Genomic DNA, 14,412 nt, shown 5'->3' with positions numbered 1-14,412 from the left:
TCTGCGGATCCAAGTTAAAAAGCAAAACAAGAGCAGCCCAATGCACCACAAAAAGACTTTTTGTCTTTGTCATTAATGGGCACATCCAACATCCATGCATGGCTATGCCCATGCATACCACAGCTACTAGAACACGCACACGCTGCCGAGCTACTTTGTAACGGTGATAACGAAGGTGCATTGCGATTTTCTGACCGTCGCCATTGCCCACCAAAACGTTTGACTGGTGACCAATCTGGTGATGCTGGTGGAATCGATGGATCTTGATCCTTAAACTCTGCGCCTGCATAGACAATTTTGCCATTCATCACTGTCATAACAGACTCAATCCACTGAATTTCATCATCTTCTATATTAAAGTAGTCATCTGAAAGCACTATCAGGTCAGCAAGCTCACCTGAACTTAATGCACCTTTGTGCTGATGTTCTCCAGAGAACCATGCAGAGCCTTTGGTCCAAAGCTTTAACGCTGTTTTTCTGTCTAATAGATTTTGTTCATCATAAAGTGGTAAACCACCGACTGTTTTGCCTGTACTTAACCAACTTAAGCAGACCCATGGGTTATATGAAGCAACACGTGTCGCATCGGTACCCGCACCAACGGGTACGCCTAATTCCAGCATTCTTTTCACAGGCGGAGTCGATTTTGCTGCATCCAAACCATAACGCTGAACAAAGATTTCCCCTTGATAGGCCATGCGATGTTGAATCGCAATACCCCCACCCAAAGCACCAATCCGCTCAATATTTCGATCTGAAACCGTTTCAGCATGGTCGATAATGAAACGCGTCGCAAAAGGCTGTCTACCGTTGACGCGTTCGAAGACATTCAATAAACGATTAATACTTTCATCATAGGTGGCGTGAATGCGGAATGGCCATTTCTTTTCAGCCAACAACTCAACAATGCTTTCTAGTTCAGCTTCCATCTTTTCTGGTAAATCTGGTCGTGGTTCATAGAAATTTTCAAAGTCTCCTGCTGACCATGTCAGGTTTTCCCCTGCGCCGTTTACCTTCAGTAATTCATCGCCATCACCAGGGAATGTCATCTCCGTCCATTTTTTATAATCATCAAGTTCTTCTCCTGCTTTTTGCGCAAATAGGTTATAAGCAATCCGAACTGTCATTTGATCATTATTATGCAGAGACTGAATCACCTCATAATCATCAGGATAATTTTGGCCACCACCTCCCGCATCAATTGCGGAGGTAATGCCTAAACGATTTAGTTCACGCATAAAATGACGTGTAGAATTGACCTGATCTTCAAGCGGCAGTTTTGGTGCCTTTCCTAAAGTAGAATAGAGAATCATTGCGGATGGTGTCGCGAGAAGTAGTCCTGTCGGCTCACCCCTCTCATTTCTCTCAATCTTTCCACCTGGTGGGTCTGGTGTATCTTTATTAAAGCCCAGTACCTCAAGTGCAGCACGATTCAACATCGCGCTGGCATAAAGATGTAAGACAAATACGGGGGTATCTGGCGCGGCTTGATTTAGCTCGTCCAAAGTGGGCATTCTTTTTTCCACAAACTGAAACTCAGTCCACCCGCCCACGACTCTAACCCATTGTGGTGCTGGTGTATTCTCTGCTTGCTCTTTTAACAGTCTTAATGCATCTGAAAGTGAAGGAACACCTTCCCAACGCAACTCCATATTATAGTTCAGACCACCTCTAATAATATGCAAGTGGCTATCATTTAAACCAGGAATGACTCGGCGACCATTTAAATCAATCACTTTGGTTGTACTGTTTGATAAGCGCATGATGTCATCATCACTGCCCGTTTTTACAACTTTTCCATCAGCAATTGCAATTGCTTGCGCCTCTGAAATCTGTTCATCAAGGGTGGTTATTTTGGCATTTCTTAAAATCAATTGAACGTCTGACATCAGTCATTCCCTCCGAGCCTAGCCTTATTATTTTCAGTTTTAGGTAGTGGAGGCATATCATGCCTCCTCCATTTTTAATTATTTCGCTGCAATCGGCGCCAATACTTCGTGTGGTGAAGTGGTACGTTCTGCTGCTTTATGTACCATGGTATATGCATAGTCGACACCCATCCCATAGGCACCTGAATGTTCCCGAACAATATCCATCACTGCATTATAAGTATCACGTTTTGCCCAATCACGTTGCCATTCAAGTAAAACTTGTTGCCATGTCACTGGAATGACACCCGCTTGGATCATTCGTTGCATTGCATAGTCATGTGCTTCTTTGCTGGTACCACCCGAAGCATCTGCAACCATATAAATTTCATAACCGCCTTCTAGCATCGCACTTAAAGCAAATGAGTTATTACATACCTCTGTCCATAAGCCTGAAACAATTACTTTTTTGCGTTTATTATTTGCTAAGGCATCACGCACTTTCTGATCATCCCAAGAGTTCATTGAAGTACGTTCTAATAATGGTGCTTGAGGAAATACATCTAACAGTTCGGGATAGGTATGACCTGAAAAGCTTTCTGTTTCAACGGTCGTAATGATGCTTGGAATATTAAAAACTTTAGCAGCTTTTGCTAAACCGACTGTATTGTTTTTTAGTACTTGACGATCAATCGACTGTACGCCGAATGCCATTTGCGGCTGATGGTCGATAAAAATAATTTGGCAGTTTTGTGCAGTCAATAGTTCTAAATTTGAATGGCTCATATTGAATTTCCTTGTTTATCGATGTTTTCTGAACACAGGATTAATATTGCAAATTAAGAAAAAGAACACAGCAGTATTATTAAGACGAATTGTTCTATTTATAAAACAAAAATATTGAATTTCCGTGATATTTGATACTTATTGAAACACTGATAAAGATTATTTCTGTATAGCATTAAAGAAAAAGACCAGCTAATAGCTTAACTGGTCTTTTCAAAATATTCGGTTTATCTTTAATAGATAAAGAGAATGTCTATATTTTTATAATAAGTTAGAAATTTACACTCCATGACAACTGTGCCGTGCGAGGTGCGCCAAGGAATAAGTAATCATCCCCGAAGAAACTCCCTGCATCTCGCCAGTATTTTTGATTAAATAGGTTATCTACATTTAATCTAAAGTTATTGTCATAACCATAAGCACGGAAGTTATAAGCTGTACCTGCATTAAACACTGTATAGCCTGACACTTTTACAGTACCTGTTTTCTCTGCATATTTACTGCTGCTATATTGCATACCAGCCAATAAGCGTAAGCCTTCCACTTGTGGTAGTTGATAAGATAGATAACTGGCAAAACGCACAGCAGGTATGTTTTGAGTTTGATGCCCTTGATATTCAGCCGATTGAATATCTTTTAAACGTGAACGTGTCAAAGCCAAAGTAGAAGTGATATCTAAATTTTGACTTAAGCGTCCTTGTGCACCGAACTCCAAACCAAGATTGTGTTGTTTACCTTCGGCAACATAGTTACTCGTTGTATCGGTATACTGATTGTCCTGTTTTAAATTAAATAAGGCTGCTGTAAAGAGTAAATCTTGCCACTGCTGCTTAACACCTAATTCATACTGAGTTGAATGTTTTGGTGCCAATGTGGCAAATGCATTGTTGGCATACCATGGCGCTTGTCCACCATCACTCAGACCTTTGGCATAGGAAGCATATACATGAGTACGTTGCCAAGGCTGATACATCACTGCAAACTGCGGCAAAAAGCGATTAAAATTAGTGTCTCTGATTTTGTTGCCTTCTGCATCATAAGCATCTTCATTTAAATGCAAAAGCTTTCCACCTGCCAAAACAGACCAATTACTATTAAAATCAATCTGATCTAATACATTCAAGGCTGTTTGCTGACTGTTTAATGATTTGTAATGTTGGCCTAGCTTCTTATCACTCGGTGTATATTGAATAGGATCAGTATAGATATTTCCCGTACCCACTAACTCATTAATCGCATCATATTGTGCATGGCGCTTATAGCTTTGTGATAACTCTAAGTTGAGTTTGTGTTGCCATGACCCTGTATCGAACTTACCGTTTAATCCAGCTTTAAATTGATTGGTTAGATAGCTGTCATCAGGGCTGCGAAACTCATAAATATCATAGTTACCATTTTGATCAAAGCTATTTCCTAGACCCGTTGTTTGGCATATTTCACTATAACACCCCCAAGCAAATGCCGAATAATCATCAACCACTACTCGACTTTGTGACGCTGAAAGATTTGCTGTCCAGTCATCATTTACTTGGTAGCTATACTTTAAACCAGTATTTATGCTTTCGTTAATGACTGGTTTACCCCAGCTTTGATGTCCCAATAAACGATCCCACTCAACATCTGTAGGTACTGTTTTTCCATCAAGTAATTGGTAACCCGGAACTGATCGCTGGCGTTGACGTTGTGACTCGAGATCAAATTCGAGTTTTGAACGATCTGAAATTTTCCAGTCCAAAGCAACGGAACCAAACCAACGTTGTCCATTAACATGCTCGACATAGGGATGAATTTCTTCTTTGGCAAGATTGACTCGATAGCCAAATTGCTGATCTACACCAAGCAAACCACCTAAGTCTGCGGCTACACGATTACCGCCATGACTGTCTGTTTCCACGGTGATAGAACGAATCTCTTTGGGACGTTTGGTCACATAGTTAACCACACCAGCAGGCGTTGACATTCCACTTTGAATGGCACTAATACCTTTTAAAATTTCAACCTGTTCTTTATTCTCAAGTGCAACATTTTGCTCACCGCGCAGCAAGTTACCATTCAGTAAATAACTAGAGCCCAAATTTAAGGCAAAACCACGCATGACAATATTTGGGTAATAACCAATTGGTGCATAGCCATCACCTGCCGCTGCATCATTCTTGATAATGTCCGTTAATGTTTTAGCATGTTGATCTGCAATCCGTGCCGCAGTTACTGTACTGATTGATGCTGGAATTTCAGCAAGCTGTTGTTGCGTAAAACCCGATAAATTAACAGTCGGTTGATAATAAGAAGCCCCTGCTGTTTGGGCTTTTACTGTAATGGGTGCTAATCGCGGTGTATCACCTTCAGTTTCAGCATAGGCTGATATGGAACTTAGCCCAAAACATGAAAAAGAACCAACCGCCAATAATGCTTTTTGTAAACGAGAAAATGGATACGTTTTCACAGTCGTTGTCTAACCCCAAAAGATAATCTTACAGCATGAATTTTACGGGCTTGAGTATTCACAATTTTCCCAAATTGAACAAGCATGTTATGCAACATATCTCAATTTTTTATAAATTTTTTCGATACAAAATCAATGAAAGAGATAAGTGTTGCTTGAGTTTAGTATAAGCTTTCATATTTTTAATGTAGAATGATTCTCAATTACAACCACGTCAATTTAAAAGTAATTTCAGGCTAAGATCAAAGGAAATAAGATGATAAAAGATAAACTGTTCAACCGAAAAAATGAAGTCAAACACCTCATTCCACTTTTATCAATAGGTGGATTTATCTTTTTATCCAACTCATCTTTTGCTGCCTCACCTACAGAAACTGCGAATTCTGAGAAAGCCTCAGAAGTACTGCCAACCATTACCATTACAGCTTCACGTGCAGATGAACTCTCCTCCTCGGCAAAGCAAGTCACCAAATTAGATGAAAAACAAATTGAACTTCTGAAAAATTCCTCTTCAGGAAATATTGCCACCGTACTAGCAAAAATAGTCCCAGGTTTATCTGATTCAAGTCGTACCATTACCGATTATGGGCAAACTTTACGTGGTCGTAATGCACTGATCTTAGTCGATGGTGTACCCATGAATTTAACCCGAGATACCTCCAGAGGCCTTTCTGCAATTGATCCTGAAAGTATTAGCAGTATAGAAGTCATCCGTGGCAGTAATGCCATATATGGTAGCGGTGCAGCTGGAGGTACAATTTCCATTACCACAAAAGCTGCAGGTGGTGAACCTACAGCAAAAACAGTGATTGGACTGCAAAGTGGCTTAACTAATCTTCGCTCCGATGCCTTGAGTGGTGACATCCATCAATATTTTTCAGGCAGCCTAAATAACTTCGATTATGCACTAGACTTTGGTTATCAACGTATTGGCAGTCCATACGATGCACGTGGAAGACGTGTTGCGCCTGAACCAAGCCAAGGGGATCTATTTGATGCAGATGCCTATAGCATCGGTACCAAGCTTGGTTACCACATCGATGACAATCAATATCTTCAGTTTGCTGCAAATTATTATAATGCTGAACAAGACTCAGACTATGCATCTGATCCGAGCGTAGCCCAACTCCCTGCGGGAAGCGTTCCTGCTAAAGCAATCAAGGGACTTAAACTAAACGACCAGAATAAGAACGAAAATCAAATCTACAATTTGACCTATTCCAATAAAGATTTTTTTGGCAACAAAGTAGATGCTCAAGTCTATTACCGAGATTTCTTTACTCGTTTTGCTCCATTTGATGCCCGTAAAGTGGCAACACGCGGTGGACAAGTGGATCAGGTATACCAAGAAAATAATGTGCTGGGTAGCCGTTTAACGGTCAATACACCACTTGAGTTCTTAGGTGACACCTCAATTGTTTGGGGCGGTGACTTTAGCCGTGAAAAAAGTGAAATGCCATTAGATACTTTTGACCCTAAAATTTATGATCAGTCTGGTGGTCTGGAATTTGTCAAAAATGGAAAACTGATTTATTTACCAGAACTCACCACTCAAAGTATCGGTGGATTTGCGCAATTAAAGCACCGTTTCAGTGACCAATGGTCAGCGGAAGTAGGTACACGCTATGAAGACAGCTATGCCAAAATTGACAGCTTTATTCCATTGTCCCAACTTGGCAAAGCCAATCCATATACGGTGCAAGGTGGAAAAGTTAAAGCAGATGCTTGGCTGTACAACGCGAATGTCAGCTTTGCACCAAACGATGAACACTCGATTTACGCCTCCTTTAACCAAGGTTTCCAATTACCTGATGTTGGTATTGTCATTCGAAATGCTAACATGGGCTTTAACTTAGCTTCTTCATTTTTAGAGCCAGTAAAAGTGGATAATTATGAACTTGGTTGGAATGGTCATTTTAAGAATTTTAGTTCTAGTTTAGCGGTGTTCCATTCCAAATCAGATCTAGGCGGGGTTCAGTCTTTTAACAATGGTTTAGTGTTGGCCAGAACCAAAGAAAAAGTGACGGGTGTTGAAGCAACGCTTGACTATCTTGACGATGCTAAAGTATGGGGAACTGGTGGTAGTATCACTTGGATGAAAGGTCGTGAAACACCGCAGAATAGTAATACCGAGCAAGATATGACAGGCTATCGTATCCCACCGCTAAAAGTCACAGGCTATATTTCTTATAGTCCGACCGATACCTGGACCAACCGTCTACAAGCCACTTATTTCGGTGCAGAAGATTACCGCTTAAATGGTGTGAATAGTTTTGGTCGTTATGATGTGAAGTCATATACAACTGCAGACTTACTCAGCAGCTTCGCACTAAATAAAAAGGACACAATGACTATTGGCTTAGAAAATATATTTAATAATCAGTATTACCCGCTCTATAGTCAACTGATGAGAAATAGTAATAATACCAGTCACTTATTAGCGAACGGCATAACACTTAAAGTGTCTTATAGCCATAAGTGGTAATTTAAAAAGTGATAGCCGCTCAAAAGCGGCTATCTTTACCTTTTTGAATTTCTTCAGCTTTAATACTTCATTAATTGGCTGTATCAAATCCATAAATGAATCGCAAATGGCCCAACCAAAACCATCAAAATACCCGCAATCACCATGGTTAAACTTGCGATCACACCTTCTTCACTATTACGTTGCTGTGCTCTTACCGTACCAAAACCATGTGCTGCATTACCAAATGCTGCACCATTTGCCACATTAGAACGGATTTTGGTAATGGCTAAAATGGCATCGCCACAAATCATCCCAACCAAGCCTGTAATCACTGTAAATAAAGAAACCAAAGCGGCTGAACCATGAATATCCTCTGCCAAAATCATGGCAAAAGGTGTTGAGATAGAGCGTGCCATCAGACTATTGGTTACTTCAGGATTAAAGTGAAATAACTTTGCCATCTCATAGGCAGACATCACACCCACACTCATCCCCACCACAATCGCAATCGATAAGACCCCCAAGTTTTTACGAATCGTGTCCCGATAACGGTAAATTGGTACGGCGAAAGCAACAGTTGCTGGCCCAAGTAAATTTACGATCCACTGCGTATCTTGTGCATAGGTTTGATATGAAATTCCAAAGATCGCCATCAACAGAATCGTGAGTACGGGCACACTAATCGCAGGAGATAACCATAGTTGAGGATGCTTTTGATAGATACGCTTTGCCACGATGTATGCAAGCAGCGTCCAGATCAAGCAAACAATTGACCAAATATTCATATTGATGACCTTAGATGTGCTTATGCTGAAAACGTTTACGTGTCTGTAGGTAGCTTTTTAAGCGGTTGTAATAATGGATGGTTAAACAGGTGCTTAACATGACCAAAATAGTACCAATGGCAATACTCGATACAATTTGCCAGCCTTCGGTCATAAACAGGCTTTTATATTGCACGACAGCGACCACCACAGGTACAAAAAACAGTAATAGCTCCCCTAAGACAAAGGTAGCGCCCATTGCCACTTGATCCATCTTAATGACTTTAAAAAACAGGCAGAAAAGCAATAGAAACATCCCCAATATGCCTGCTGAAATTGGGATACCGAGTTTCTGGTTTAAGACATAACCTGCCAACCAGAATCCAGTAAGAATCAAAATTTGTTTCACTAAGGCCAAGAGCGAATTTTGTGGGAGAGATCTAGAAACAGCTTCGGTACTCATTTAACGACATCAGATGGTGAACAACAGGATGATCTTATCCACTGTACATCGATATAATATGAATTATTCATGTTAAAATTATGCCTAAATGGAATAATTTTAGGTTTGTTATGCTTTCACTAAAATCATTACAATGCTTTGTCAGTTTGGTAAACAGTAAAAGCTTTACTCGTACTGCTGAAGAGCTTTCCTTGACACAGCCGACCATCAGTAAAATGCTGCAACAGCTGGAAGAACAGCTTCAGGTCGCATTATTTGTAAAACCTGAATATGGTCGAAAAAGACAAGTTGAACTGACTGAAATAGGACAGCGTGTTTATCAACATGCAGTAGGATTATTGCAAGCCGAACAAAATATCTTTCTGGAAATCGAAAATTATCAACAATTAAAAACAGGCACCTTAAAACTCGGTGTGCCTCCACTCGGTTCGCAACTACTCACCACCGCCCTGTTTGATTATCATCAGCAATGGCCAGATATCGAACTTGCTTTTCTTGAAGTGGGTTCTCGAGGGATCGAGCAAGCCTTGTTGAATAATGAACTCGATGTCGGTGTGTTATTACAGCCCTTTGACCATCAAATTTTCAACAGTATTGAACTGTGTGATTACCCACTGATGGTGCTATTGCGACGAGATGCAACTTGGGCAACCCGCAAGAAAATACATTTGGAAGAACTGCAACAACAATCCTTTCTGATGTTTCCTGAAAATTTTTCGCTCAACAGCATCATTCTTGATGCCTGCCAACAGCACGGCTTTTATCCAACGATTGCTTGCCGTACCAGTCAATGGAATTTATTGGCTGATATGGTACTACAACGTATGGGTATTGCCCTACTGCCACAATATTATACCGATATGCTTGATCCCCAATTATTCGCAGCAATCCCGCTGGAAAAGCCCAACATTCAATGGCATTTGGCCATGGCATGGAAAAAAAACCTTCCTGTCTCTCCTGCAGTACAAGCATGGCTCAGTGTGATTCATCAACATTTTCAAAAAATTAGGCCCAAGTTAGAGCAGTGAAAAAGAGGAATAACATTCTCAGAAAAATGGATAAAGCTTTGCCACAAAAAAGCTACCCAATCTTGGGTCAGCTCGCCTAGACTAGAATGATCTGTTGATCATATGGCAAATAACAATGAGTGATTCAAACTATATCCCCCCGCAAGTTTGGCAATGGACTGGAGAAAAATCTGATTTAAATCAACCCACGTCTGGCAGCCGCTATGAACATATATTACCTATTGGTAAACATCCGCTTCAATTGTATTCATTGGCAACGCCAAATGGCCAGAAAGTGACGATCCTGCTTGAGGAACTATTAGCCTTGGGATATCAAGATGCCGAATATGATGCATGGTTGATTAAAATTGGAGAAGGCCAACAATTCAGCAGTGGCTTCGTTGAAATTAACCCTAACTCTAAAATCCCAGCATTAGTTGATCATAGCCAAAATCCACCATTACGTATTTTTGAATCAGGTTCAATTTTGCTTTACCTAGCCGAAAAATTTAAAGCCTTTATTCCAACTGATATCGCTGCACGGACTGAATGCCTAAATTGGTTATTTTGGCAAATGGGAAGTGCACCCTACCTTGGTGGTGGTTTAGGACATTTTTATGCTTATGCACCTGTGAAAATTGAATATGCCATTAATCGCTTTGCTATGGAAACCAAGCGCTTATTGGATGTTTTAGATCAACATTTAGCACAACATGAGTACTTGGCTGGTACAGAATATACCATTGCGGATATTGCAGCTTTTCCTTGGTACGGTAGTCTGGTGAAAGGTTGGGTCTACAATGCAGATGAATTTCTAGCTGTGGATCAATATAAACATGTACAGCGCTGGGCAGATGCGATTCTAGCGCGGCCCGCCGTGCAACGAGGGCGAATGGTTAACCGTACTTTTGGGGATTTGGAAACCCAACTGCATGAACGCCATGATGCAAGTGACTTTGATACCCATACGCAAGACAAACTTCAATAAGTAAGATTTAAGCCTAATTTTTATGCTAGTTCGCTAGCATAAAAAATTTAGATGAAACTCAATGAAAGAAATAGCTTACTAAAAATTAAGTAATATCTTGTATGGTGTACACATGAACCTGTATCAATTGTCTTTTCGAATCCTCCCCTTATTGATGTGTATGGGTCTTAGTTCATCAATTTGTTTAGCAAAAAACTTATCGCTTTTGTTAGATAAAGATTTACAAGAATCATTAATTACGATCAATGGAAAAGAATTTATTGAAAAGAACCAAATAAAGACACTTGCCAATAAAAGCTATCAATATTTTTCGGTTAAGAAAGAAAACGGAATGATTTATGAAGCGTATATCAGACAATGCGCTGGTGATTACTTAAAAAATCTTGATAAAAAAGAAACAAAAGCATTCGATATCTGTACTCATGAAGTTATGGATAGTTTAGATGAATTAATGAACCAAACCAAAGCTTTGCATATCCATTTTACAGGTACGCAATATGTCTATGACGGCGATGAAAACTCTACCCTGTTCCATTATTATTCTTTTGTTCATGTTAAAAATTACTATATGACCAATGAGCAAAAACATCCAATGTATGGGGTAATATATCGCTGTAAAGTGAAAGCTGAGACAATGAGATTAGAGGAATTTGTTGAGTATGCGAAAAATAATTGTGCCAATACAATGGCTGTATCAGCCTCATCCTCTTTGAAATGAGCGCCGATTATTCTGCATATGGTGACTATTAGCCCTTGATTTAAAATGCTCATCTGACTGCAATAGCTTATTCATTAAAGCAACTTAAGTATGTATAAAGTAATATTTTACCTATCAATGTAATCAATATAAAAGCACATATTTCATCATAACAAATTGTATAAAAAAGATTTTTCAACCAATCAATAAATTTATTGCGACATTTTCTCTATTCAAAAAAGTCAATCAATTGCGCTATTTTCGCTATTTTGTATTTCAGGATTTGGCTTTATTCTGAAAGATAGAATGGGAAAAGCATAGAGACATCCTGACCTAGGATTTCTGGATTCAATAGATGGGAGCAGTGAGTTGAGTAATATATTACAGTCTAAAAATGATGGGATACAATTTCCAATTCAATCCGGCAAACAGGCTCCCAGTACGACAAATACAGCAAAGAAAATTCTATATGCCGCATTGAGTAGCGTTGATTCTCCACTTGCATCACAACTTAAAGCAGAAAAAAATTGGAGAAAAAAATATCCAGCTTACTTTCAAGAACTTGTAAAAACAGGAATTAGCTCGGTACATTATCCATTACTTATTGCCCAAAATGGTCTAGATGCAGCTAAAAATCTCTTCACATTTAATAGAGCTGGTCAACAATCGACGTTAGAACAAGCAATGTCTGATATTAAAGACCAACCTTTTGATAACTATGTTTTAAAGGGCGTAGGTAATTCTGCGATTGAACCTTGGTATATTCCTTTCAATGGAGAAAAATTACAGGGACAAGCATTACTCGAACAAATAGATCGCTGGGAAAATCAAAAAGTTATCGAACCTAGCCATGCAAAAGCACTACGCCTACTCCAAGCTCACCCTGAATGGTTTGATCTATCTTCACGGACTATGGTGTTGTTCGGTGCAGCTTCTGAAGCGGGTCCTCTCAGTTGGTTGGCAAAATGGCGTGCCAATATTATTGCGATTGATTTACCAAATCCTCAAATATGGGAAAAAATTACTCAAACAGTTGAGCAAGGTAACGCGACATTGATCGCTCCACAGATCAGCTTAGCCAATAAAGAGAAACAGCTCGGTGCCAACCTATTAACCCAAACTCCAGAAATTGCGAATTGGCTGAATACCTTTGCAGAAACCTTAGACCTTGCAGGTATTGCATATTTAGATGGTGAAAAACATGTCCGTGTTTCAATCGCCATGATTAGCATTATGGAGCAAGTGAGCAAACAAAAAGCGGACAGCAGTATCATGTTTATGCTGACGCCAACTGATATTTATGCGATTCCAAAAGCTGTAGTGAACTCCATACAAGAAAAAACTCAACAGCGTCCAATGATAGAAAAGTTACTCACTCGATCTATTCACAATATTTCCTTGACTAACTTCTTTAAACCAAATGCAAAGCAGTTAATCCAATCTGATAATGGTCAACAGTACGGTATCTCCGATTGTATGGTCATTGAACAAGGGCCGAACTACGCCCTTGCTAAACGCCTACAACAATGGTTTGCAATACGCAGCCGTGCACGTGGCCAAAAAACGGTCATCAATATTGCACCCTCTACGACAACACACTCCGTGGTTAAAAATCCAATTCTCAAAGCTGCCTTTGCTGGTGCAGATTTATTTAAAGTAGAAACATTCAGTCCAGAGACGACCAATGCCATCATGGCAGCGCTTTGGGTACATGATTTAAATAATCCAGAAAGTGCGACCAATCCAACCAAACAGTTAAATCATCCTTTAGATTTGATTATGGAAAATGCCAATCATGGTGGCTTGTGGCATGTACCTTACTTGGCGCGAACGGCTTTACCCTTTGCAGCTGCATATGGTTGGATAAGAGGAAAGTTCTAACAAAAAAGTTATTTTAAGCTGAGCGAGAAAATGTCGAATGCATTCTCTCGCTCTTATTTTATGCTAAAGTTATTGCAAATAATTATCATTACCATGCATAATTAATGAAATTTCACTTAATTATGATTGGTAAATTGACAATGACTAAGCAAAAAGTGGTTTCAAACGATAACAATATACTCAAACAAAACGATCATATGAGAAATCTCGAACAGACCGAGATGACAATTACTGCAATTTCAAGGCCATTCCCAAGCATTTTAAGAGTTCATGCTAAAATTAATACAAATCAACCAGATATGTGGGATAAGCCAAATTTAGCTGTCCGTATCGAAGTTTCTGAAAATTTAACCCGTGTTTATACTATTCGCTCATTTAATCGTGATCACCACGAAGTAGAAATTGATCTGATTGAACATGAAGATGAGAGTCCTGCAATGCAATGGATACATCAAGCCAAGGTAGGAACAAAAACGCAGCTGATTGGACCAAGACCACATTTTGTTCCAGATTTTGAAGCAGAAAAGCATATCGTGATGTTTGCTGATGACACCGCCCTTCCTGCGCTTTATTCAATCTTGCAACATTGGCAAAACAATATAACTGCAGATATTTTTATTGAAAGTCATGACGCCAATATTTGCGAATACCTCCCAAATAAAGAAAATGTCCAAATACATTTACTGCAAAGAGAACGCCAAGATCAAGCAGGAAAAATGGGGCTGTTGCTAAAAGCTGCTTACCAATTTAAAGAAACAAATAACCTAGTTGTTTGGGCTGCATGCGAACGGAATGAAGCCAGAGCAATTCGCAAATTCTTTTTAGAGGAAAAGTCACTGCCTAAAAAAGATGTACAAGTGACAGGTTATTGGAATGTTGGTCTTTCAAGTACGATTTTAGATGAAGTTCGGTTGGAATATTATCAAAAGCATTTGGAAGCAGGAAAAACACTAGAAACATTTGATGATTTAGATATGCCTGTATAAAAACGTTAGAGATTTAACAAGAGAGTTTTAAAACTCTCTTGTTTTTTTATCGATACTTATCA

General features: G+C 39.5%; 11 protein-coding genes. 6 read left to right on the top strand and 5 right to left on the bottom strand.

Annotation, left to right across the window (positions count from 1 at the left end; genetic code table 11):
- Nucleotides 1-14: 14 nt before the first annotated feature.
- The 3 genes from B2727_RS12880 to B2727_RS12870 form a co-directional block, all read right to left on the bottom strand.
- The gene (locus tag B2727_RS12880) at nt 15-1,889 is read right to left on the bottom strand and encodes an amidohydrolase (RefSeq protein WP_033132800.1); all 1,875 of its coding nucleotides are present in this window, start codon (nt 1,887-1,889) and stop codon (nt 15-17) included.
- Between the two features lie 78 nt (nt 1,890-1,967).
- Entirely contained in the window at nt 1,968-2,654 is a 687-nt protein-coding gene (locus tag B2727_RS12875) for a hydrolase (protein ID WP_005188475.1), read from the bottom strand.
- Nucleotides 2,655-2,925: 271 nt separating this feature from the next.
- A complete protein-coding gene (locus B2727_RS12870; RefSeq protein ID WP_033132801.1) occupies nt 2,926-5,097 on the bottom strand; it encodes a TonB-dependent siderophore receptor in 2,172 nt (723 codons plus the stop codon).
- Nucleotides 5,098-5,353: 256 nt separating this feature from the next.
- Between B2727_RS12870 and B2727_RS12865 the strand changes: the two genes are divergently transcribed.
- The gene (locus tag B2727_RS12865; protein ID WP_033132802.1) at nt 5,354-7,582 is read left to right on the top strand and encodes a TonB-dependent receptor; all 2,229 of its coding nucleotides are present in this window, start codon (nt 5,354-5,356) and stop codon (nt 7,580-7,582) included.
- 83 nt (nt 7,583-7,665) lie between these two features.
- Here B2727_RS12865 and B2727_RS12860 read toward each other — a convergent pair whose 3' ends face one another.
- Nucleotides 7,666-8,349, bottom strand: a complete 684-nt coding sequence (locus B2727_RS12860) for an LrgB family protein (protein ID WP_033132803.1) — start codon at nt 8,347-8,349, stop codon at nt 7,666-7,668.
- Between the two features lie 10 nt (nt 8,350-8,359).
- A complete protein-coding gene (locus B2727_RS12855) occupies nt 8,360-8,791 on the bottom strand; it encodes a CidA/LrgA family protein (RefSeq protein WP_005203674.1) in 432 nt (143 codons plus the stop codon).
- A 110-nt stretch (nt 8,792-8,901) separates the two neighbouring features.
- Between B2727_RS12855 and B2727_RS12850 the strand changes: the two genes are divergently transcribed.
- From B2727_RS12850 to B2727_RS12830, 5 genes are all read left to right on the top strand, one after another.
- Nucleotides 8,902-9,819 (top strand): LysR family transcriptional regulator, encoded by a 918-nt coding sequence (locus B2727_RS12850; RefSeq protein WP_081406935.1) that lies wholly within the window; start codon nt 8,902-8,904, stop codon nt 9,817-9,819.
- Nucleotides 9,820-9,934: 115 nt separating this feature from the next.
- Nucleotides 9,935-10,786: a glutathione-dependent disulfide-bond oxidoreductase gene (yghU, locus tag B2727_RS12845; protein ID WP_005313896.1), complete on the top strand. Its 852-nt coding sequence runs from the start codon at nt 9,935-9,937 to the stop codon at nt 10,784-10,786.
- Between the two features lie 112 nt (nt 10,787-10,898).
- Nucleotides 10,899-11,504, top strand: coding sequence for a hypothetical protein (locus tag B2727_RS12840; RefSeq protein WP_033132805.1), 606 nt, complete (start codon nt 10,899-10,901; stop codon nt 11,502-11,504).
- A gap of 348 nt (nt 11,505-11,852) precedes the next feature.
- Nucleotides 11,853-13,364 carry a hypothetical protein gene (locus B2727_RS12835; RefSeq protein ID WP_033132806.1) on the top strand — a complete coding sequence of 504 codons (1,512 nt, stop codon included), beginning with the start codon at nt 11,853-11,855 and terminating at the stop codon, nt 13,362-13,364.
- Between the two features lie 140 nt (nt 13,365-13,504).
- Nucleotides 13,505-14,350, top strand: coding sequence for a siderophore-interacting protein (locus tag B2727_RS12830; protein WP_033132899.1), 846 nt, complete (start codon nt 13,505-13,507; stop codon nt 14,348-14,350).
- Nucleotides 14,351-14,412: the final 62 nt, after the last annotated feature.

Source organism: Acinetobacter sp. UBA991, from assembly GCF_002292065.1.
Classification (GTDB): Bacteria; Pseudomonadota; Gammaproteobacteria; order Pseudomonadales; family Moraxellaceae; genus Acinetobacter; species Acinetobacter higginsii.
This window is presented reverse-complemented; position numbering and strand designations above follow the sequence as displayed.